Here is a 21,076-nt window from a genome sequence, read left to right as displayed (position 1 = left end):
GGGTCGGGGGGGACCCCGGTCGACCCGTCGTCGATCGACGAGGGGTCGCCCGGCGGCGGGGTTGGTCAACAGATGCTTGGAACGATCCAACCCGCGCTAGGCTGAGCGGGTGCGGAGAGCAAAGATCGTGTGCACCCTGGGTCCGGCCACGAGCACCGAGCGGAGGATCCGCGAGCTCGTCTATGCGGGCATGGACGTCGCCCGGCTCAACATGAGCCACGGCAGCCACGCCGTGCACGCCGAGACCTACCGGCTGGTGCGCGAGGCCGCCGACGCCTCGGGCCACGGGGTCGGCATCTTCGCCGACCTGCAGGGCCCCAAGATCCGGCTGGCGACCTTCGCCGAGGGTCACGCGATCCTCAACCGCGGCCAGCGGTGGACCATCACCACGCGCGAGGTGCCGGGTGACGGCCAGGTCGCCGGGACGACGTACGCCGGTCTGCCCGGCGACGTCAACCCGGGCGACCCGATCCTCATCGACGACGGCAAGGTGCGGCTGCGCGTCGTGTCGGCCACCGACACCGACGTGGAGACCGAGGTGCTGGTCGGCGGCCCGGTGAGCAACCACAAGGGCATCAACCTGCCCGGCGTCGCGGTCTCGGTGCCGGCGATGTCGGAGAAGGACATCGCCGACCTGCGCTTCGCCCTGCACCTGGGGGTCGACTTCATCGCGCTGAGCTTCGTGCGCGACGCCCAGGACGCCGAGGACGTCCGCAAGATCATGCGCGAGGAGGGCAACCTGCTGCCCGTCATCGCCAAGATCGAGAAGCCCCAGGCCATCGACAACCTCGACGAGGTCATCGACGCCTTCGACGGCTTCATGGTCGCGCGCGGCGACCTCGCGGTGGAGTGCCCGCTCGAGGACGTGCCGTTCCTGCAGAAGGAGATCGTGCGCCGGGCGCGCATCAACGCCAAGCCGGTCATCGTGGCGACCCAGATGCTCGAGTCGATGATCACCAGCCCGTCGCCGACCCGCGCGGAGGCCAGCGACGTCGCCAACGCGGTCCTCGACGGCGCCGACGCTGTCATGCTCTCCGGCGAGACCAGCGTGGGGGACCACCCGATCCACACGGTCGAGACCATGGCCCGGATCATCACCTCGACCGAGGAGCACGCCCTCAACGGGCCGGCGTCCGGTCGGTTCACGACGATCGACTGGGACCCGCACACCGGCGGCGGCGTGATCGCCAAGGCGGCCGAGGAGGTCGCCGACCGGGTCGGCGCCAAGTACGTCGTCGCGTTCACCCAGAGCGGCGACTCCGCCCGACGGCTCTCGCGCATCCGCAGCCGCATCCCGGTGCTGGCCTTCACCCCGGAGAACCGGGTCCGCTCCCAGCTGTCGCTGACGTGGGGCGTCGAGACGTTCCGCACCGTCAGTGTCGACCACACCGACGAGATGGTGCGTCAGGTCGACGAGCACCTGCTCGCCATCGGGCGCGTCGAGGAGGGCGACCTCGTCGTCATCGTCGCCGGGAGCCCCCCGGGCATCCCCGGGTCGACCAACGCGCTGCGCATCCACCGGATGGGCGACGCGATCAACGAGGTCGCGCCGGCCTACCGGCGTCAGGGCTGAGCCACAGCCGTCCGGCCCGCTCGTCGTCGGCCACCAGCAGGACCGAGCGGCCGTCGGTGGCAGCCGTCATCACCCGTCCAGACCCGGCCGGGGGAGTGGTGGGGGTCGCGACCTGGTGCCACCCGGCGCCGTCGGTCGAGGTCCACAGCTGGTAGTCGGTGCCGTCGCTCACCGTGGTGACCACCAGCCCGTCGGCCGTGGCCAGACCGGCGACCGCCGGGGCGCTGGTGCGCCCGGGGTCGAGGCCGCCGAACGTCACGCCAGCCCGCCAGGTGCCGGCGGCGTCACGGTGCCACGCGCCGAACCGCTGGCCGCGCAGGCCGAGGGCCAGCAAGCCGTCGCCGCCACCGTCGGCGGCGACGCGCTCGAGGTCGCTGAACTCGTCGGTCGTCGGCACCTCCTCGCGCGTCCAGGAGCGGCCGTCGGCCGAGCTCCACGCCCAGGGCGCCAGCGCGCCGCCGCGACCGGCCAGGCCGGCACTGCCCACCAGGACCCAGCCGCGCCCGTCCGCGACCTGGTCGGTCGCGAGGAACCGGTGGTCGGGGTCGTGACGCAGCGCCGGGTCGGTGTCGTTGCGGACGAAGTCACGGGCGTCGGGCGAGGACCAGACCGCAGCGCCGCTCACCCGGTTGCCCGAGATGGTCCACCCGGCCGGGCCACCGGCGACGTGGGCGACGTTGACGGCCTCGACGCCGCCGTACTGCGTGAAGAGGGCGGGTACGTCGGCCAGCACGCCGTCGGGTCGCAGGTACCAGCTGCTCGTGCGCAGGTTGCCGTGCGCCCCGCCCGGCCGGCCGCCCAGGGCGACGACGTCGGCGCCGTGGCAAGCCACCGACGACAGCACCGAGCCCCGGGCGAAGAAGTCCCGCGGCGCCAGGTCGCGGCTGGTCCAGGTGCGACCGTCGGGGCTGCTCCACCACGCCGGCTGGCTCTGGGTCGCCGAGGTGAAGACCCCACCCACGACGTACCAGGTGTCCCCGCAGCGGGTGGCGTCGCGCAGGGCGATCCTCCCGGAGGGGCCGGGTGGTGCCGGCAGGTCCACCGCCTCCCACTTGGCCTCGAACGGGGCGGCGGACGGCGAGGCGGACGGCGTCGGCCGAGCGCCGGGCTCGTCGCCGCTGCAGCCCGCCAGGGCGGTCACCGCGACAAGTGCCGCGAGCAGGTGCGCGGTGCGGTGCCGTCCCATCACGCGATCCTAGGCGCGGTCAGCCCTTGGGACCGATCAGCTCGTCGAGCCGGGCGACCGCCTCGCGACGCGACACGCTGATGCAGTTCCAGTTGCTCTGCCGCCAGGGGACCTCGACCAGGTCGAGCGCCCAGCAGCAGAGCTCGCGAATGTCCTGCGAGACGTTGGTGAACTGCCAGCGCGGGTAGTCGTAGCGCTTGCGCTCGCCCTGCACGACGCGGGTGGCCCAGTTGCGCACGCGGCTCCCGTCGGAGTGGAAGAGCCCGCGCAGGAACGGCCCTGGGTGGTCCTCGACGACCGCTCGCTGCCAGTCGTCGAGCACGATCGGGCGGTCGTGCTTGCGGCCCGGGCCGTGCTGGGGGAAGAGGCACGGCCAGTGCTTCCACGAGACTGTCGTGATGATCGCGCCGGGAACGAGTCGCGTGTGGGGTCGTGACTCTGGCTTGACCAAGCGCATCAGCTCGCCCAGGCGGGCGTTGTCGTTCGGATATCGCCGGTCGTTGACCACGTGCAGGCCGAAGACCCCGCGCCGCTGGCGGGAGATGTGGCCGTCACCCAGGTACCACCCCAGCAGCTCCGCGTAGGACGCTCGGTCGAGCACGCCGTCCTCGCAGATGGGGCAGGCCACGGTGCAGTGCGTCTGCCCCCGTGGGTTTCCGCGACGCTGGTATTCGCGGCGCCACCGCCGGATCGTCTTGACCGCGACCTCGTGCTTGGCGGCATTGGCTGCGTCACCGAGCCCGGCGTCGGAGTCGCGCAGGGCGGACTCGACAGTGGACCAAGGACGGATGTGCGGCATTCGTCGATGATGGCGGCCGCCACCGACAGTGCCGGGTGTGGGATTCGAACCCACAATTCCTTTCGGACGGTGGCTTTTGAGGCCACTGCGTATGCCGTTCCGCCAACCCGGCCAGGGCTGGCGGAACCCTAGCCGATGCGTCTGGCCGCCGCCGTTGCATAAAGTCAATCAAGTCACTACAGTTTTGAGCGATCCTCTCCCCGCGTCAGGAGCGCACCATGTGGACCGTCCGGACCTGGGCCGCCGCCAGCAACGAGCAGGCCGTCACCAACGCCCGGGCCGCGTCCACCGAGTGCAGCCGTCGTCGGGTCGAGCGCACCGAGGTGGAGCTCTACCTGGCCGCCCGCCGGCGCGGCGCGAGGCGCGGTGACGACGCGCACACCGTCGTCACACCCGCCGAGCACCCGGCCGGGACGGCGGCCCGACGCACTAGATTGCCCGGGTGACCCCTGCCGCTCCCGCCCCGACCTCGCCCCGGACCGTCGTGATCGCCGAGGACGAGACGCTCATCCGGATGGACCTCGCCGAGATGCTCACCGAGGAGGGCTACGACGTCGTCGGCCTGGCCGGCGACGGCGCCAAGGCCATCGAGCTGGCGACCGAGCTGAGGCCCGACCTCGTCATCCTCGACGTGAAGATGCCCGTGCTCGACGGGATCGCAGCCGCCGAGGCGATCGCGGGCAAGCGGATCGCCCCGGTCGTGATCCTCACCGCCTTCAGCCAGCGCGAGCTCGTCGAACGGGCCCGCGACGCCGGAGCGATGGCCTACCTCGTCAAGCCGTTCACGCAGAGCGACCTGGTGCCGGCAATCGAGATGGCCCTGTCGCGCTACGCCGAGCTGGCCCAGCTCGAGGCCGAGGTCTCCGGCCTGCAGGACCGCCTCGAGACGCGCAAGGCCGTCGACCGCGCCAAGGGGATCCTCCAGGAGCAGCTCAAGCTCTCCGAGCCCGACGCGTTCCGGTGGATCCAGAAGACCGCGATGGACCTGCGCCTGTCGATGCGCCAGGTGGCCGAGGGCGTGGTCACGCACGGGCCCGGCACCGCGCCCGGCGCCCCGTCCAGCGCCACCGGGACCACCGATCCGTCCTGACGCACGGCCGCAGCCTGCGTAACCTCCCCGACACTTCGTAACGGATTCGTGGCAATTCCGCGCCAAGGGCCCGAATGCTTACCCCGCACCGTCCGGTTCATGTACGTTCCCGCGCAGTGAGTTCGATCGATTGGGGCGATCGGACGAGCGTCATTCACGCTGCGTCGCACAGGCGACCAGTGGATCTGGACAGGAAGAAGGACGTCTTGAGGCTTCACAATCGATTCGGTCTCGGTATGGCTGCGCTGCTCGTGGGCGCGTCACTGGCCGCTTGCGGGACCACGGACGACGAGGGCGGCTCCGGCGGCGGTGGCGGCGGCGACGACGCGGCCTGCGCCGGCAAGATCGGTGCGATGGGTGCGCTCTCCGGCCCCAACGCCAGCATCGTGATCCCCTCGGTCAACGGCGCCAAGCTCGCGCTCTCGCAGTTCCTCGAGGAGAACTCGGACTGCGACATCGAGCTGGTCCCGTTCGACAGCGAGGGCGACGCGGCCAAGGCCACCCCGCTGGCCAGCCAGATCGCCGACGACGCCGACTTCCTCGGTGTCATCGGCGGCGCGTTCTCCGGTGAGACGCGCGCGACCAAGGGCATCTTCGACGAGGCCGGCGTCACCATGATCAGCCAGTCCGCCACGGCCACCGACCTCACCACCGAGGACGTCAAGAAGGTCTTCCACCGCGTCGTCGGCTACGACGACATCCAGGGCGAGGCCGTCGCGACCTACATCTCCGACACGCTCGGCGCGACCAAGCCGTTCGTCGTCGACAACTCCGAGGCCTACGGTGAGCCGCTCGCGGCGACCGTCATCTCCAGCCTCGGCGACGCCGTTGCCGGCACGGACAAGACCCAGGTCGGTCAGACCGAGTTCTCGGCCACGATCTCCAAGATCGAGGCTGCTGACGCCGACGCCGTCTTCTACGCCGGCTACATCGCCGAGGCCGCGCCGCTGCTCAAGCAGATCCGCGACGCCGGCCTCGAGATCCCGGTCGTCTTCCCTGACGGCGTCTACGGCGCCGACTTCCCGAAGGCCGCCGGCAGTGCCGGTGAGGGTGCCATCATCACGTGCCCGTGCGTCCCGATCGAGGACGGCGAGTTCTCGAGCGACTACGAGGCCGAGTTTGGTGAGAAGCCCGGCGCCTACGCCGCTGAGGGCTTCGACGCCATGACCGTGTTCCTCGACGCGATCAAGAGCGGCGCCACCGACCGCGCCGCGGTCGCCGAGTTCGTCAACTCCTACGACGAGCCCGGCCTGACCAAGCAGATCAAGTTCGACGACAAGGGCGACATCTCCGTCGACAACGTCGTCATCTGGTCCTACAAGGTGGAGGGCGACGTCCTGGTTCCCGACCAGGAGATCTCGCTCAGCTGACAGACACCGTCCACCCCTGAGGTGGCGTACGACATGGGGCGGCTGGGCAATGCCCGGCCGCCCCGTGTCGACGTCTGCCCCTCGACTAGGAGGCCCCGCCGTGATCGGCGCACTCGACTCGCTCGTCCTCGTCCCGATGGTCAACTGGGACAACCTGTTCAGCGACATCCCCGGCCACACGGTCGACGGGCTGACCCGCGGCGCGATCTACGCCCTGGTCGCGCTCGGCTACACCCTGGTCTACGGCGTCATGCGCCTGATCAACTTCGCCCACTCCGAGGTCTTCATGGTGGGCACCTGGGCCGTACTCGGCATCTACACCGCCATCGGTGCCGCCGAGGGTGACCCGCTGTGGTTCGTCATCATCGCCACGCTGCTCGCGCTGATCGGGGCCATGCTCGCCTCCGCCGGCACCGCCCTCGTGGTCGAGCGCGTCGCCTACAAGCCGCTGCGCAAGAAGAACGCCCCACCCCTCATCTTCCTGATCACCGCGATCGGCTGCTCGCTGGTCCTGCTCGAGATCTTCGGACAGGTGCTCAAGGTCTTCTTCGGCGAGCCGTTCGGCCGCAAGCCGATCAGCATCCCGTCGCTGGTCAAGACCCGCCAGCTGATCGGACCCAACGGGGCCCTGATCCAGACCGACGTCGTCACGATCACCAACATGCAGGTGATCGTGTTCTTCGGTGCGGTCGTCATGATGTTCGCGCTCGACTTCTTCGTGAACCGCTCCCGCCTCGGTCGCGGCGTCCGCGCCGTGGCCCAGGACCCCGAGACCGCGGCCCTGATGGGCGTCAACCAGGACCGCATCTTCATGCTGGTCTTCATCCTCGGCGGGGCGATGGCCGGTGTGGCCGCGCTCCTCTACACGATGCAGTTCGACGGCACCAAGTTCGACGTCGGGTTCATCATCGGCGTCAAGGCCTTCACGGCCGCCGTCCTCGGCGGCATCGGCAACCTGCGCGGTGCCCTGCTCGGCGGACTTCTGCTGGGGGTCGTCGAGGTCTACGCCTCCACGCTCTTCGACTCCTCCTGGGCCGACGTCACCGCCTTCATCCTCCTCGTCCTCGTGCTGATGGTGCGTCCGACGGGCATCCTGGGTGAGTCACTCGGAAAGGCACGCGCATGAGCGAGAAGATCGACAGCGAGACCGACACTGCCGGCGACATCACGATCGAGCCCGAACGGGGCGCGCGCAAGCAGTCGATCATCCCGGGCGTCGACATCGTCAAGGGCCTCTGGAGCCGCCAGTCCAAGGCGACCCGTCTGGTCATCCGCAGCGTGGCGATCGCGGCAGGCATCGCCCTGCTCGTCTACCTGCCGTTCCTCAACATCCTGCCGTTCGCCCAGGTCCGGACCGACCTGTCGCCGGAGGGGTCGTCGTGGAGCGCGGTGCTCTTCCAGGTCGTCGTCTACATGATCGTCGCGGTCGGGCTCAACATCGTGATCGGTCTGGCCGGCCTGCTCGACCTCGGCTACATCGGCTTCTACGCGATCGGCGCCTACTCGGTGGCCCTGTTCGGGTCGCCGTCGTCGCCGGTCACGGAGAAGATCGCCAACACGTTCAACCTCTCGACCGGCTGGGCCGTGCCGTTCACGGCGTGCATCCCGATCGCCATCGCGTTCGCGCTCATGTTCGGCGTGCTGCTCGGTGCGCCGACGCTGCGCCTGCGCGGTGACTACCTGGCCATCGTCACGCTCGGCTTCGGCGAGATCATCCGGATCGTCCTGCGCAACCTCGACATCACCGGCGGTTCCGCCGGCATCGTCGAGATCCCGGCGCCCCCCGGGCCCGAGATCACCAACGAGTACGGCAGCCGCGTCGGCCTCTTCAACCGGCTCGACCACGAGTACTGGTACTGGTTGGCGCTGGTCGTCCTGTTCCTGCTGATCCTCTTCGCCCGCCGGCTCGAGTACAGCCGCGTCGGCCGGGCCTGGCTCGCCATCCGCGAGGACGAGGACGCGGCTGGCCTCATGGGCGTCGACGCGCTCAAGTTCAAGCTGTGGGCCTTCGCCATCGGCGCTGCCCTCGGCGCCATGGCCGGTGCGCTGTTCGCCAGCCACCAGACCGCGATCACGCCCAACGACTTCCAGCTCAACCTGTCGTTCCTGTTCGTGGCCATGGTCGTCATCGGTGGCTCCGGCAACATGGTCGGCGCCCTGCTGGGCGCGTTCATGATCACCTACCTGCCGGAGCGGTTCCGCGACCTGCAGGAGTGGCGCCCGTTCGCCTTCGGTCTCGCTCTCGTCCTGGTGATGATCTTCCGGCCGCAGGGCATGGTCCCGAGCCGACGTCGAGCCGCTGAGTTCGCCGACCGCAAGCACGAGGCCGAGGAGGCAGCGACCGATGTCTGACGCCATCGAGCTCGAGAAGGACGCCGCGCCCTCCGGGGCCGGTGCGCCCACCAAGGACCGCGAGGTCCTGCTTTCGGTCGACCACGTGACGCTCCGCTTCGGCGGTGTCGTCGCGCTCAACGACGTCGACTTCCAGATCTACCGCGGCGAGATCCTCGGTCTGATCGGGCCCAACGGCGCCGGCAAGACGACCTGCTTCAACGTCATGACCGGTGTCTACAAGCCGACGTCGGGCGAGGTGCTCTTCAACGGCAAGCAGATCGCGGGCCGGAAGAGCCACAAGATCAACCAGCTCGGCATCGCCCGCACCTTCCAGAACATCCGGCTGTTCCCTGAGCTCAGCGCCCTCGAGAACGTCATGGTCGGCTGCGACGCCCGGCACAAGACGAGCGTCATCGGGGCCGCCTTCCGGTTGGCCCGGGTGTTCTCGGCGCCCGACGAGCTCTACTCCGACAACGCCTTCAAGCGTCGTTACGAGAAGACCCTCGGCCTGAGCCGGCACATCTACGAGGAGCGCATCGGGCGCCGCGACGCCCTGCAGCTGCTGCGGTTCGTGGGCATCGCCGACCGGGCCAACGAGCTCGCTCGCAACCTGCCCTACGGCTACCAGCGCCGGCTCGAGATCGCCCGCGCCATGGCCACCGACCCGCAGCTGCTCTGCCTCGACGAGCCGGCCGCCGGCTTCAACCCGGCGGAGAAGGAGGACCTCATGGGTCTCATCCGGCGGATCCGTGACCGCGGCCTCACCGTCCTGCTCATCGAGCACGACATGAAGCTGGTCATGGGGGTCACCGACCGGATCGTGACGCTCGAGTTCGGCCGCAAGATCGCCGACGGCCTGCCCGCCGAGGTCGCTCGCGACCCGAAGGTCATCGCCGCCTACCTGGGAGAACCTGATGAGTCTGCTTCAGCTTGAGAAGGCCGTCCTCACCTACGGGAAGATCGAGGCGCTCCACGGCATCTCGATCGACGTGGCCGAGGGCGAGGTCGTGGCCCTGATCGGCGCCAACGGCGCCGGCAAGACCTCCACGATGCGGGCCGTGTCCGGCGTCCGGGGACTCCACTCCGGCAAGGTCATCTTCGACGGCCAGGACGTCACCAAGCTCCGGGCCGACCAGCGGATGCGCCTGGGCCTCTGCCTCGCCCCCGAGGGTCGCGGGATCTTCCCCGGCATGTCGGTCACCGAGAACCTCGAGATGGGTGCCTACACCCGTCGCGACCGGCCCGAGATCGCGCAGGACTTCGACCGCGTCTTCGAGCTCTTCCCGCGCATGGAGGAGCGCCGCAAGCAGATCGCCGGCACCATGTCCGGCGGTGAGCAGCAGATGCTGGCCATCGGGCGCGCCCTGATGAGCCGCCCGCGGCTGCTGCTCCTCGACGAGCCCTCGATGGGCCTGGCGCCGATGCTGATCCAGCAGATCTTCAACATCATCAGCCAGATCGCCGAGCAGGGCACCACCATCCTGGTCGTCGAGCAGAACGCCAAGCAGGCGCTCTCGCGCGCCGACCGGGCCTACGTGCTCGAGACGGGTTCGATCGTCAAGAGCGGCAGCGGTGCCGACCTCCTCGACGACCCGAGCATCCGCGAGGCCTACCTCGGCGTCGCCTGACCCGATCGCCCCGCTCCACCCACGCTGACCCGTCGTAGATCTACGACGGGTCAGCGTCCATTTCGGCCGACCCGTCCTCGATCTACGACGGGTCGGCGTCTGGAACGCCCCCTGTCGGGGTGGGTGCCGTGAGCGCTAGGGTTCGCTGGCGACCAGCAGCCCGGTGGGTGGGCTCTGGCGGGGGAGCAGGAGGTAGCCGATGTCTCGATCGCTCGTCACGCTCCGCACCGCCGAGGCGTCCGACGCCCTGTTCCTCGCCGAGCTGTGGGCGTCCGCGCTGCGTCGGGCCGACCGCTCCGAGCAGGTCGCCGACCTCGAGCAGGTCATCAAGACCGCGGCCGCCTCCGCCGAGCAGCGCCTCGTCGTCGCCGACTACGACGGTCAGCCGGCCGGTGCGGTGCTGCTCAAGATCACGACCGTCACGTCGCTCAACCTCGACCCCGCCGTGCAGGTCCTCTCGCCCCACGTCGCGCCGGCGTTCCGTCGGCACGGCATCGGCCGGATGCTCATGGAGTGCGCGGCGACCTTCGCCGAGGAGGCCGGGGTGCCGCAGGTCTGCACCGCGGTCGCGGCGGGCTCGCGCGACGGCAACCGGTTCATGGCCCGGCTCGCGCTCGGACCGCTGGCGACCTACCGCGTGGCGCCCGTGACCGCCGTACGCGCCCGGCTGACCGCGCAGCGGCCCACCGCGCTCGTGACCGCACCCTCCGGCAGCGGTCGTCAGCTCAGCCGCGTGCTCGCCGCGCGCCGGTCGATGCGGCGCGCCGAGCCCGTGACGCCGCCGCCCAGCTGAGCCGGGTCACTGCCCGACGTTGGCCTTGGGGATCAGCGCGCAGGTGATCCGTGCGGTGCAGACGCGCTTGCCACGCTCGTCACTGATCACGATCTCCCAGGACGTGCTCGACCGACCGAGGTGGACCGGCGTCGCGACCCCGGTGACCAGCCCGGACGTCGCCGAGCGGTGGTGGGTGGCGTTGATGTCGACACCGACGGCGACCTTGTCCATCGGGTGGGCGTGGATGGCCGACCCGATCGACCCGAGGCTCTCGGCGAGGACCACCGAGGCGCCCCCGTGCAGCAGGCCGTAGGGCTGCTGGTTGCCCTCGACCGGCATCGTCGCGGTCACCCGCTGGGCCGTCACCTCGACGAGCTCGATGCCCATCTTCTCGTTGAGGGTGCCCATCGGCATGGCGGCGAGGACGTCCGCGACGGTCTGGCTCTCGTCGTCCGGTGCAGTGTTCATGAGACCCATCCTGCCCGGCGGCCGACTGTCCGTGGTCCCGGCTAGGGTCGACGGCGTGACTGAGGCACCCACCGACCGCCCGCGGCTGCTCCTGCTCGACGGCCACTCGCTGGCCTACCGGGCGTTCTTCGCCCTCCCGGTGGAGAACTTCTCGACCACGACCGGCCAGCACACCAACGCCGTCTTCGGCTTCACCTCGATGCTCATCAACATGCTGCGCGACGAGAAGCCGACCCACATCGCGGTCGCCTTCGACGTGTCGCGTCAGACCTTCCGGCTCGAGGAGTACGCCGAATACAAGGCCAAGCGCAACAAGAGCCCCGACGAGTTCGGCGGCCAGCTGGCGCTGATCGAGGAGGTCCTCGACGCGCTGCGCATCCCCTACCTCAAGAAGCCCGGCTTCGAGGCCGACGACATCATCGCGACGCTCACCACCCAGGCGCTCGCGGCCGACATGGACGTGCTGATCCTCTCCGGCGACCGCGACTCGTTCCAGCTCGTCACCGAGCACTCGACGCTGCTCTACCCGATGCGCGGCGTCTCCGAGATGGCGCGCCACACCCCGGCCACGGTCGAGGCCAAGTACGGCGTCACGCCCGACCGCTACCCCGAGCTCGCCGCGCTCGTCGGCGAGGACTCCGACAACCTCCCCGGCATCCCGGGCGTCGGGCCCAAGACGGCGGCCAAGTGGATCGCTACCTACGACGGCCTCGACAACCTGATCACCCACGCCGACGAGATCAAGGGCAAGGCCGGCGACAACCTGCGCGAGCACCTCGGCGACGTGATCCGCAACCGCCGGCTCAACGCGCTGATCCGCGACCTCGACCTCGAGGTGCACCCCACCGACATGGTGCGCCAGCCCTGGGACCGCCAGGAGGTGCACACCCTCTTCGACGGCCTCGAGTTCCGGGTGCTCCGCAACCGGCTGTTCGAGGAGGTCGGCTCCGTCGAGATCCTCGACGAGAGCGGGTTCGAGCTCGTCGGCGCCGCCCTCGAACCCGGCGCCGTCGGCGCCTGGCTGGCCGAGCTCGACAGCGAGCGCACGGGCCTCCACGTCCGTGGCACCTGGGGCGGCGGCACCGGCCAGGTCGAGGGCATCGGCCTGGCGACCGCCACCGGCCGCTCGGCCTACGTCGACACCACGACCCTGACCCCCGACGACGACCGGGCCCTCGCCACCTGGCTCGGCGACGCCGACAAGCCCAAGGTGTTCCACGACGCCAAGGGCCCCGAGCTCGCCCTCGCCGCGCACGGCTGGCCCCTGGCCGGCGTCGTCAGCGACACCGCCCTGGCCGCCTACCTCGCCCGCCCCGACCAGCGCTCCTACGACCTCGCCGACCTCACGGTCCGCTACCTCAAGCGCGAGCTCAAGCAGGAGCAGGCCGAGGCCGACCAGGGTCTGCTGTTCGACGAGGGCACCGACGTCGCGAGCCCCGCGATGCTCCACGCCCGCGCCGTCCTCGACCTCGCCGAGGCGCTCGACGTCGAGCTCGAGGAGCGCGGCGGCGCCCCGCTCCTGGCCGGGGTCGAGCTGCCGCTCGTCCACCTGCTGGCCCGCATGGAGCAGACCGGCATCGCCGTCGACGTCCCCTACCTCGAGTCGCTGCAGAGCGAGTTCGACACCGAAGTACGCCGGGCCGCCGAGTCGGCCTACGACACCATCGGCCGCGAGATCAACCTCGGCTCTCCCAAGCAGCTGCAGACGGTGCTGTTCGACGAGCTCGAGATGCCCAAGACCAAGAAGACCAAGACCGGCTACACGACCGACGCCGACGCCCTGCAGGCCCTCTTCGTCAAGACCGCGCACCCGTTCCTCGCCCACCTGCTGCGCCACCGCGACGTCATCCGCCTGCGCCAGACCATCGACGGGCTGCTCAAGACCGTCGCGCCCGACGGACGCATCCACACGACGTTCAACCAGACCATCGCCGCGACCGGCCGGCTCTCCAGCACCGAGCCCAACCTGCAGAACATCCCCATCCGCACCGAGGAGGGTCGCCGTATCCGCGAGGGCTTCGTCGTGGGGGAGGGGCAGGAGTCGCTGCTGACCGCCGACTACAGCCAGATCGAGATGCGCATCATGGCGCACCTCTCCGACGACGCCCTGCTCATCGAGGCCTTCAGGTCGGGCAGCGACTTCCACTCGATCACCGCGGCTCGCGTCTTCGACACCCCGGCTGACGAGGTCACCGTCGAGCAGCGCGCCAAGATCAAGGCGATGAACTACGGCCTCGCCTACGGTCTGTCCGCCTTCGGCCTCGGCCAGCAGCTCGGCATCGAGCCGAGCGAGGCCCGCGGCCTGATGGACGAGTATTTCGAGACCTTCGGCGGCATCCGCGACTACCTGCAGAGCGTCGTCGTCCAGGCCCGCAAGGACGACTACACCGAGACCATCATGGGCCGGCGCCGCTACCTGCCCGACCTCAACAGCGACAACCGCCAGCGCCGCGAGATGGCCGAGCGGATGGCCCTCAACGCCCCCATCCAGGGCTCGGCCGCCGACCTCATCAAGGTCGCCATGCTCCGCACCCAGGACGCCCTCGACACCAGCGCCCTGAAGTCCCGGATGCTCCTCCAGGTCCACGACGAGCTCGTGTTCGAGGTCGCCCCCGGCGAGGCCGCCGCCCTCGAGCAGGTCGTCCGCGAGCAGATGGCCGGCGCCGCCGACCTGACCGTCCCGCTCGACGTCTCGGTGGGCACGGGCCGGTCCTGGCACGAAGCCGCGCACTAGCCTCTTTGTCGCGTGGACGGCGGGTGGCTGGCTCGTTAGTTGCCTGGGCGCCGGGTGGCCTTCCGTTGGTGGTCGGGCCGGGGCGCAGGCGCGCGGCGTCGACCGCCCGCCGGTGGCTGTCCACGGAGCAGGTCTTGGTCGGCGGACGGTCGGCGTCGCGCGCTTGAACCGCGCCCCGGCCCGACCACCAACGCAAGGGACCCCCACCCGGCGCCCAGGCAACGTGTCGCTCCGCGACCATTCCCGTCGAGACCGCGGGGGCGCACTCGGACCACCTGACCCCTCCTACCTCCCCATGAACACGAGCACGGGGGCCTGGTGGGGCGTGGGGGGCGGCCGGGGCTGCGGGGGTCGCCTTCCGGGGAGTCGAGCCGGGGCAGCGCCGGGAACCCAGCCACCATAGGACCAGGCCATCGGCGCGGCTCCGGATCGCCTTCTCCCCGGAAGGCGACCCCGCAGCCCAGGGCCGGCAACCACGCCCCACCCCCCGCGCGGAGCACCCCAAGGCCCCCCGCCGCGAAGCGGCGCCCCCCGCGCCGCAGGCGCGCAGACCAACCGGACCGACGACCTCAGTCGGGGGGAGAGGCATCCGCCGGAGCGCGCAGCATCGCCGGCAGCAGCAACGCCACGAACAGCACCGCGTCCACGGCCACCACGACGGCGAGCAGGGAGCTGACGGAGTCGGCGAGGGTGGCGGCGGCGACGCCGATGACGGCGAGGGCGGCCCAGGGGAGGGCGACCAGGCGGCCGCTCTCCTGGGCGAGGAGGGCGTAGACGAGGAGCTGGATCATCGAGAGCAGGGTGCCGAGGACCGCGAAGAGCCAGAGCCGGTCCTGCACGTCGACGTAGTCGTCACCGCCGACGAAGACGAGCGCCACCTGCGAGAGGAGGTACGACGCCGCGACGCCCACCACGCCCAGGATCCCGACGACGCCCAGGCTCAGGCGCAGGGCGCGGCGGCGGGCGGCGGAGTCGGCCATGTCGGGGAAGGCGAGGACGACGACGAACTGGGGCAGGAAGAGCATCGCCTTGGTCAGGATCAGGCCGCCGGCGTAGAGGCCGGAGTCGTGGTCGTCGAGGACGTTGCGGGCGACGATGATGTCGATGTTGGAGACGGCGAAGAAGGCCAGCAGGGCCTGCGAGTTGCGGATCGACTCGCGGACGATCGCCCGGCCGCCGTGGTCGACGTCGGTGCGGTCGTGGCGCACGTGGCCGCGCTCGCGCAGGGCCCACCAGCCGACCGCGACGGGGGCGAGCGCACCGATGAAGACGGCGAACGTGGCGACGAGCTCCTCGGGCTGCCAGAGGATGAGGCCGGTGCCGAGCACCAGCCGCGGCACGCCGGCGGCGACGTAGAGCAGCGCGAGCGGCTTCCACCGGCGCTCGCCCTGGAGGATGCCGGCCTGGCCCCCCATCACCGTCAGCGGTACGGCGACCAGTCCGACGAGCGCCGCGGTCAGCAGGCTCTCGAGCCGCAGGGCCACGTTGAGCAGCGGCGCGGCCAGCACCAGCACCCCGCCCAGGCCGAGCGCGGCCCGGAGGGTGACCCGGCGGACGCCGTCCTCGATCTCGCGCACGTCACCGGGGGTCGAGGCGATCCGGCGGGCGGCGGTGGCCTGCAGGGCCAGGGAGGCGACGGACACGACGATGAGCAGGTTCATCACGGCGGCGAAGGCGCCGTACTGCTGGGGCCCGAGGGCGCGGGCCGCGACGATCGTGAACCCGTAGGTCGCGATGTTCATGACCCCGATGGCGACGGCGAGCACGCTCCCGTTGGTCGCCGCGCCCGGCGTGAGCTTCGCCGTGCCCCCGCCGACTGTGTCGTGGGCGGGCGTGGACGGCTCAGGCACGACGTGAAGTGTTTCACAAGGGGCCACGGGTGCTTGGATCATGGACGTGATGTCGCGGTGAGGGAGCGGGCGCAGGCGTGGCTCCCCGCGGCGTGGGCAGCCGTCCTGGCGCTGGTGCTCCTCGGCCCGGCGCTGGCCCCGGGCTTCGTGCTCACCTACGACATGGTCTGGGTGCCCGACCTCGCCGTCCGCCCCGACGTCTGGGGTCTCGGCTCCGGGCTGCCCCGCGCGGTGCCGTCCGACGCCGTCGTCGCGCTGCTCGACGAGCTCGTCCCCGGAGCACTGCTCCAGAAGCTCGTGCTCGTCGGCTTCCTCGTCGCGGGCGGCGCCGGGATCGCCCGTCTCGTGCCGGGCCCGCCGACCGAGCGCCGGGCGGTCCGTCTGGTGGCGGTGTCGGCCTACGTCTGGACGCCGTTCGTGGCCGAGCGGCTGCTGCTCGGGGCGTGGCCCGTCCTGGTCGCGCACGCGCTGCTGCCGTGGCTCGTGCTGCTGGGGCGCCGCTGGCGCGTGACCGGGAGGGCGCCGGCCGCCCTGCTCGTGCTGGTACCGCTCGGTTGTCTCTCGGCCAGCGCCGGACTGGCCACGGCCGTGGTGCTCCTCGCGGCCGTGGCCGGACCGCGCCGACCGACCCTCCGTGCCGTCGCGCTGCTCGTCGCCGCCAACGCCCCCTGGCTGGTCACCGGCCTGCTGCACGCGGCTGATGCCACCTCCGACCGGGCCGGTGCCGAGGCCTTCGCCCTGCAGGGCCACGGCACGCTGCCGACGCCGCTCGAGGCGCTGGCCCTCGGCGGCACCTGGAACAGCGAGGTCGTGCTGCCCTCACGCGACGGGATCCTCGCCTGGGTCGGCCTCGTTCTCCTGGCCGCGCTGCTGCTCGCCGTCCGCGGCTGGTGGGCGGCGACCAGTCGTCGCGAGGCCCTCACCCTCGTCGTCCCGTGGGCGTTCGGGCTGTCGCTGGCGCTGCTGACCTGGGTCGCCCCCGGCGCGGTGGCGTGGCTGGCCGCGACCGTTCCAGGCGGCGGGCTGGTGCGCGACGGAGCCAGGTCGCTCGTCCTGTGTGCACCGCTGGTCGCCGTGCTGGCCGCCCACGCCGCCGCCCGGGTGGCCGCCCGGGTCGTCGAGGAGGGGCCCCGGCTCGTGCTGGCCGGGGCGCTGGCGCTGGTGCCGGTGATGCTGATGCCCGACGCCACCTTCGGCCTCGCCTCGCGCCTCGAGGCCGTCGACTACCCGGCGTCCTACGCTGTTGCCCGCAAGGCCGCGGCCGGCGTACCGGGCGACGCCCTCGTGCTGCCCCTCTCGTCCTACCGCCAGCCGCGGTGGAACGGCGGGCGCAAGGTGCTCGACCCGCTCCCGCGCTGGCTGACCTCCGACGTCGTCGCCAGCGACCGGCTCGTGGTCGGGACGACCGTGCTGCAGGGGGAGGACCCCCGGGTGAGCGCCGCCGCGGACGCCCTGGCCGAGTCCACGCCCGAGGCCCGCGCAGCAGCCCTCGCCGACCTCGGCTTCGGCGTCGTCGTGGTCGAGCTCGACGCGGGCGAGGCCCCCGAGGTCGCCGGCCGGGTGCTGCTCGACGGCGACCTGAGGGTGCTCGCCCTCGACCGGCCCGACGTGCGTGAGGTCCCGGCGGGCTGGGCGGTGGCGGCCGTCGTCGCCTGGTCGGCGTACGCCGCGGGGCCGGCCCTGGCGCTCGTCCTGGTCGTCCGTCGGCGACGGTCGGATCAACGCCGTTGACGACTTTGCCGATAAATCGTGTCGTGACCACCGTCACTGATAGCCTCCACGGTGTTCCCCGGGAGGGAACACGACGTTACTGGGAGGGAACATCGTGGGTTCGATCGTTGCTGCCTTTGGCAGCCTTGTCATCGGCGGAGTCGTCGCCACCACCACCATCGTGGGGGTCGTGCAGTCGCAGACCGCAGCGCCCGACAAGAGCCCGGTGAGCGTCAACTCGACGGTCGACGACCTCGTCGCCTACGGGTCCGACTGACATGTCGGTGGTGCGCCCCTCCGGGTCGCGCCGCCGCCAGGCACCCCGACCGTCCGACGAGACCGCCTCCCTGCGAGGCCGGCACGTCGTCTTCCTGAGCTGGCGCGACACCCGCAACCCCGAGGGTGGCGGCGCGGAGCTCTACCTGGAGCGGATGGCCGAGGGTCTCGTGGCGCGTGGTTGCTCCGTGACCATCTTCAGTGCCGCCCACGACGCCGGCCCGGCCGACGAGGTGTGCGACGGCATCCGCTACGTCCGCCGCGGCACCAAGACCACCGTCTACCTCGAGGGGGTCAAGGCCCTGCGACGCGGCGACCTCGGTGAGCCCGACCTCGTCGTCGATGTCCAGAACGGCCTGCCCTTCTTCAGCCGCCGTGGCACCAAGGCCCCGGTCGTCGTGCTCGTCCACCACGTCCACCGCGAGCAGTGGCCCGTGGTCTATCCCGGGCTCGTCGGCAAGGTCGGCTGGTGGATCGAGCGTCGCCTCGCGCCCTGGTACTACCGCCGCTGCCAGTACGTCGCCGTGTCGTCCGCGACCCGCGCCGAGCTCGCACAGCACGGCGTCGGGAGCGACCGGGTGGCCGTCGTCCACAACGGCACCGACCCCGTCGTCACCCTCGCCCCGGGCGCCTCGCCCACCCCGATGCTGGCCACGGTCGGCCGGCTCGTGCCCCACAAGCAGGTCGAGCACGCCATCGACGTGGCCGTCGCGCTGCGCGCCGAGCACCCCGACCTCCGGCTGCACGTCGTCGGCGGCGGCTGGTGGGAGGACGAGCTGCGCGCCCACGCGGCCGCGGTGGGCGCCGGCGACACCGTCGTCTTCGAGGGGCACGTCGACGAGGCCCGCAAGCACCAGGTCTACGAGCAGTCGTGGCTCCACCTCATGCCCTCCCTCAAGGAGGGCTGGGGCCTCGTCATCGGCGAGGCCGGCATGCACGGCACGCCGACCATCGCCTACGCCTCCGCCGGCGGGGTGTGCGAGTCGATCGACGACGGACGCTCCGGCCTCCTCGTCGACGACCCCCAGCAGCTGCTCGAGGCGACGCGGGGCCTCCTGGCCGACGCGACCGAGCGGGCCCGGCTCGCCGACGGCGCGCGGGTGATGAGCCACGCCTACTCGTGGGAGAGCGCCCAGCGCTCCTTCGCCGAGGTGATGACCGCCGCGCTCGAGGGCGTCGTGGTCGGCGACCAGCACCCGATCGAGCGCGACGCCGTCCCGACGCCGGCGGGCCGCTCGCGTCGTGACGACACCCAGCGACCAGACTGGTCGCGTGCTGGATGACTCTCCGTCAGTGGACGTAGCCCCGTGGCGCGCGACACTCGACCGGTCCGTGCGGCTGCTCAACGACTTCCGCTACGAGCAGCCCGACCCTGACCGGTTCTACCGTGCGCTCGCCGCCGACTCGGTCGGCCAGCTCTCGTCCTACCTGGGCGAGCGGGGCCTCGAGGGTGCCGTGCTCCTCGACGTCGGCGGCGGCCCCGGCTACTTCCGCGACGCGTTCCAGGCCGCGGGGGCGACGTACTGGGCCCTCGACGCCGACGTCGGCGAGCTCTCCGGCCTCGGCGGGATCGCCGCCGGAACCGTCGTCGGCAGCGGCATGCAGCTGCCGTTCCGCGACGCCTGCCTCGACGTCTGCTACTCCTCCAACGTCCTCGAGCACGTGCCCGACCCCTGGCTGATGGCCGACGAGATGGTCCGCGTCACCAAGCCCGGCGGCCTGGTGTTCCTCAGCTACACCGTGTGGTGGGGGCCCTGGGGCGGCCACGAGACTGCGCCGTGGCACTTCCTCGGCGGCGCCCGAGCCCGCCGCCGCTACCGCCGCAAGCACGGCAAGGAGCCCAAGAACAAGTACGGCGAGTCGCTGTTCGCCGTCACCGTGGCCGGCGGCGTCCGGTGGGCGCGGGGCCGCGCCGAGGGCCCGGACGTCGAGCTGGTCGCCCTGCTGCCGCGCTACCACCCGTGGTGGGCACGGTGGGTCGTGCACGTGCCGGTGGTCCGCGAGCTGGTGACCTGGAACCTCGTCGCCGTGCTCCGCAAGCGGTGACCGCCGCGACCGAGGAGCGCGTCGACCCCGACGCCTCCCCGCCCGACTCCAGGCCCGGCGAGGACCTGGCTGGCGCCCGCCTGCCCGGCGTCTCCACCCTGCGCCTGGCCGCGGCGTGCGCCCTGCTCGTCGGCCTCGCGTTCGTCCAGGACCCCGGCTTCATCGTCCCCGACACCAAGTTCGACCTGGTCAGCGCGCCGGGCGACTTCCTCGCCCGGGCCCTGCACCTGTGGGACGAGGAGGGCGCCTTCGGCCAGGTTCAGAACCAGGCCTACGGCTACCTGTGGCCGATGGGTCCGTTCTTCGCGATCGGCGACCTCGTCGGCATCCCCGACTGGGCCGTTCAGCGGGCCTGGCAGGCCCTCGTGCTCTGCGTCGCCTTCGTCGGTACGGCGCGCCTCGGCCGGGCCCTGGGCGTCCGCTCCGACGCCGCGTGCCTGGTCGCCGCCGCGGCCTATGCGCTGTCGCCCCGGATGCTCACCACCCTCGGCCCCATCAGCATCGAGGCGTGGCCGTCGGCGGTCGCCCCCTGGGTGCTCCTGCCGCTGGTGGTCGGGGCGACCCGCGGCTCGCCGCGCCGGGCCGCCGCGCTCTCGGCCCTCGCCGTCGCCATGATCGGCGGCGTCAACGCCGCGGCCACGTTCGCGGTGGTCCCGCTCGGTGCGGTGTGGGTGCTGACCCGCACCCGTGGCCCCCGCCGCCGCTCGTTGATGGTGTGGTGGCCGACGTTCACCGCGCTCGGCACGCTGTGGTGGCTGGTCCCGCTGCTGCTGCTCGGCAGCTACAGCCCGCCGTTCCTCGACTTCATCGAGAACAGCTCCGTCACGACCTTCCCGACGACGCTCGTCGACGCGCTGCGCGGCACGTCCGACTGGGTGCCCTACATCGACTCCTCGAGCCGGGCGGGCAACGACCTCGTCACCACCGGCTACCTCGCCGTCAACAGCGGCGTGGTGCTGCTGGTGGGCTTCGTCGGTCTGCTCGACCGGACCAACCCGCACCGCCGGTTCCTCGGGCTGGGGCTCGGGATCGGGGTGGTCATGGTGACCGCGGGCCACGTCGGCGCGGTCGACGGCTGGTTCGCCTCCGACGTCCGGGTCCTCCTCGACGGGGCCCTCGCGCCGCTGCGCAACGTGCACAAGTTCGACCCGATCATCCGGCTGCCGCTCGTGCTGGGCCTGGCCTGGGCGCTCGACCGGGTGCTCTCGGCCGACGGCGCCTCCGTGCGACCGCGCCT

At 71.6% G+C, this 21,076-nt stretch carries 18 protein-coding genes and 1 tRNA gene; 14 read left to right on the top strand and 5 right to left on the bottom strand.

Annotation, left to right across the window (positions count from 1 at the left end):
* Positions 1–109 precede the first annotated feature (109 nt).
* Complete coding sequence (gene pyk / locus Q7T52_RS04490) at positions 110–1,573, top strand: pyruvate kinase (protein WP_304799802.1); 1,464 nt, start codon at positions 110–112, stop codon at positions 1,571–1,573.
* Here the strand turns inward: pyk and Q7T52_RS04485 are convergent.
* The 3 genes from Q7T52_RS04485 to Q7T52_RS04475 form a co-directional block, all read right to left on the bottom strand.
* The gene (locus tag Q7T52_RS04485) at positions 1,536–2,759 is read right to left on the bottom strand and encodes a hypothetical protein (protein ID WP_304799800.1); all 1,224 of its coding nucleotides are present in this window, start codon (positions 2,757–2,759) and stop codon (positions 1,536–1,538) included. The genes pyk and Q7T52_RS04485 overlap by 38 nt on opposite strands.
* 19 nt (positions 2,760–2,778) lie before the next feature.
* A complete protein-coding gene (locus Q7T52_RS04480) occupies positions 2,779–3,558 on the bottom strand; it encodes a transcriptional regulator (RefSeq protein ID WP_304799798.1) in 780 nt (259 codons plus the stop codon).
* 29 nt (positions 3,559–3,587) lie between these two features.
* Positions 3,588–3,670 (bottom strand) — tRNA-Leu (locus Q7T52_RS04475).
* A gap of 106 nt (positions 3,671–3,776) precedes the next feature.
* On the opposite strand from Q7T52_RS04475, the gene Q7T52_RS04470 reads away from it, so the two are divergent.
* The 8 genes from Q7T52_RS04470 (at position 3,777) to Q7T52_RS04435 (ending at position 10,773) form a co-directional block, all read left to right on the top strand.
* The gene (locus tag Q7T52_RS04470) at positions 3,777–4,004 is read left to right on the top strand and encodes a hypothetical protein (RefSeq protein WP_304799796.1); all 228 of its coding nucleotides are present in this window, start codon (positions 3,777–3,779) and stop codon (positions 4,002–4,004) included.
* Positions 4,001–4,648 carry an ANTAR domain-containing response regulator gene (locus Q7T52_RS04465; protein ID WP_304799794.1) on the top strand — a complete coding sequence of 216 codons (648 nt, stop codon included), beginning with the start codon at positions 4,001–4,003 and terminating at the stop codon, positions 4,646–4,648. Before Q7T52_RS04470 ends, Q7T52_RS04465 begins: the two co-directional genes overlap by 4 nt.
* Before the next feature lie 236 nt (positions 4,649–4,884).
* Positions 4,885–6,018, top strand: a complete 1,134-nt coding sequence (locus Q7T52_RS04460) for a branched-chain amino acid ABC transporter substrate-binding protein (protein ID WP_304799792.1) — start codon at positions 4,885–4,887, stop codon at positions 6,016–6,018.
* A gap of 100 nt (positions 6,019–6,118) precedes the next feature.
* Positions 6,119–7,144, top strand: a complete 1,026-nt coding sequence (locus Q7T52_RS04455) for a branched-chain amino acid ABC transporter permease (RefSeq protein ID WP_304799790.1) — start codon at positions 6,119–6,121, stop codon at positions 7,142–7,144.
* Positions 7,141–8,370, top strand: a complete 1,230-nt coding sequence (locus tag Q7T52_RS04450) for a branched-chain amino acid ABC transporter permease (RefSeq protein ID WP_304799788.1) — start codon at positions 7,141–7,143, stop codon at positions 8,368–8,370. The genes Q7T52_RS04455 and Q7T52_RS04450 overlap by 4 nt, the downstream gene beginning before the upstream one ends.
* Positions 8,363–9,286 carry an ABC transporter ATP-binding protein gene (locus Q7T52_RS04445; RefSeq protein WP_304799786.1) on the top strand — a complete coding sequence of 308 codons (924 nt, stop codon included), beginning with the start codon at positions 8,363–8,365 and terminating at the stop codon, positions 9,284–9,286. Before Q7T52_RS04450 ends, Q7T52_RS04445 begins: the two co-directional genes overlap by 8 nt.
* Positions 9,267–9,980, top strand: a complete 714-nt coding sequence (locus Q7T52_RS04440; protein WP_370692294.1) for an ABC transporter ATP-binding protein — start codon at positions 9,267–9,269, stop codon at positions 9,978–9,980. Before Q7T52_RS04445 ends, Q7T52_RS04440 begins: the two co-directional genes overlap by 20 nt.
* A gap of 199 nt (positions 9,981–10,179) precedes the next feature.
* Positions 10,180–10,773, top strand: a complete 594-nt coding sequence (locus tag Q7T52_RS04435) for a GNAT family N-acetyltransferase (protein ID WP_304799784.1) — start codon at positions 10,180–10,182, stop codon at positions 10,771–10,773.
* 6 nt (positions 10,774–10,779) lie between these two features.
* On the opposite strand, the gene Q7T52_RS04430 is transcribed toward Q7T52_RS04435, so the two are convergent.
* Positions 10,780–11,223 carry a hotdog fold thioesterase gene (locus tag Q7T52_RS04430; RefSeq protein ID WP_304799782.1) on the bottom strand — a complete coding sequence of 148 codons (444 nt, stop codon included), beginning with the start codon at positions 11,221–11,223 and terminating at the stop codon, positions 10,780–10,782.
* Here Q7T52_RS04430 and polA point away from each other — a divergent pair.
* Positions 11,222–13,957 carry a DNA polymerase I gene (polA, locus tag Q7T52_RS04425; RefSeq protein ID WP_370692293.1) on the top strand — a complete coding sequence of 912 codons (2,736 nt, stop codon included), beginning with the start codon at positions 11,222–11,224 and terminating at the stop codon, positions 13,955–13,957. The genes Q7T52_RS04430 and polA overlap by 2 nt on opposite strands.
* Before the next feature lie 569 nt (positions 13,958–14,526).
* On the opposite strand, the gene Q7T52_RS04420 is transcribed toward polA, so the two are convergent.
* Positions 14,527–15,807, bottom strand: coding sequence for a lipopolysaccharide biosynthesis protein (locus tag Q7T52_RS04420; protein ID WP_304799778.1), 1,281 nt, complete (start codon positions 15,805–15,807; stop codon positions 14,527–14,529).
* Between the two features lie 57 nt (positions 15,808–15,864).
* Here Q7T52_RS04420 and Q7T52_RS04415 point away from each other — a divergent pair, with 57 nt between their 5' ends.
* The 4 genes from Q7T52_RS04415 to Q7T52_RS04400 form a co-directional block, all read left to right on the top strand.
* Positions 15,865–17,538: a hypothetical protein gene (locus Q7T52_RS04415; protein ID WP_304799776.1), complete on the top strand. Its 1,674-nt coding sequence runs from the start codon at positions 15,865–15,867 to the stop codon at positions 17,536–17,538.
* A gap of 257 nt (positions 17,539–17,795) precedes the next feature.
* On the top strand, positions 17,796–19,076 hold the full coding sequence (locus Q7T52_RS04410; RefSeq protein WP_304799774.1) for a glycosyltransferase family 4 protein: 1,281 nt from the start codon (positions 17,796–17,798) through the stop codon (positions 19,074–19,076).
* A 10-nt stretch (positions 19,077–19,086) separates the two neighbouring features.
* Complete coding sequence (locus Q7T52_RS04405) at positions 19,087–19,839, top strand: bifunctional 2-polyprenyl-6-hydroxyphenol methylase/3-demethylubiquinol 3-O-methyltransferase UbiG (protein ID WP_304799772.1); 753 nt, start codon at positions 19,087–19,089, stop codon at positions 19,837–19,839.
* Positions 19,836–21,076, top strand: a 1,241-nt coding sequence (locus Q7T52_RS04400) for an alpha-(1->3)-arabinofuranosyltransferase family protein (protein WP_304799771.1), incomplete at its 3' end; no start/stop codon positions are given. The genes Q7T52_RS04405 and Q7T52_RS04400, both read left to right, overlap by 4 nt.

This window comes from Nocardioides sp. (assembly GCF_030655615.1).
Lineage (GTDB): Bacteria > Actinomycetota > Actinomycetes > Propionibacteriales > Nocardioidaceae > Nocardioides.
Note: the sequence above shows the minus strand (reverse complement) of the source record. Positions and strands in the feature narration are given on the sequence as shown.

Bases quoted from the DNA above. Each gene is read 5' to 3' on its own strand.
- Q7T52_RS04485 (WP_304799800.1), bottom strand. From the start codon at position 2,759: ATGGGACGGCACCGCACCGCGCACCTGCTCGCGGCACTTGTCGCGGTG.
- Q7T52_RS04480 (WP_304799798.1), bottom strand. From the start codon at position 3,558: ATGCCGCACATCCGTCCTTGGTCCACTGTCGAGTCCGCCCTGCGCGAC.
- Q7T52_RS04470 (WP_304799796.1), top strand. From the start codon at position 3,777: ATGTGGACCGTCCGGACCTGGGCCGCCGCCAGCAACGAGCAGGCCGTC.
- Q7T52_RS04460 (WP_304799792.1), top strand. From the start codon at position 4,885: ATGGCTGCGCTGCTCGTGGGCGCGTCACTGGCCGCTTGCGGGACCACG.
- Q7T52_RS04450 (WP_304799788.1), top strand. From the start codon at position 7,141: ATGAGCGAGAAGATCGACAGCGAGACCGACACTGCCGGCGACATCACG.
- Q7T52_RS04445 (WP_304799786.1), top strand. From the start codon at position 8,363: ATGTCTGACGCCATCGAGCTCGAGAAGGACGCCGCGCCCTCCGGGGCC.
- Q7T52_RS04440 (WP_370692294.1), top strand. From the start codon at position 9,267: ATGAGTCTGCTTCAGCTTGAGAAGGCCGTCCTCACCTACGGGAAGATC.
- Q7T52_RS04435 (WP_304799784.1), top strand. From the start codon at position 10,180: ATGTCTCGATCGCTCGTCACGCTCCGCACCGCCGAGGCGTCCGACGCC.
- polA (WP_370692293.1), top strand. From the start codon at position 11,222: ATGAGACCCATCCTGCCCGGCGGCCGACTGTCCGTGGTCCCGGCTAGG.
- Q7T52_RS04430 (WP_304799782.1), bottom strand. From the start codon at position 11,223: ATGAACACTGCACCGGACGACGAGAGCCAGACCGTCGCGGACGTCCTC.
- Q7T52_RS04410 (WP_304799774.1), top strand. From the start codon at position 17,796: ATGTCGGTGGTGCGCCCCTCCGGGTCGCGCCGCCGCCAGGCACCCCGA.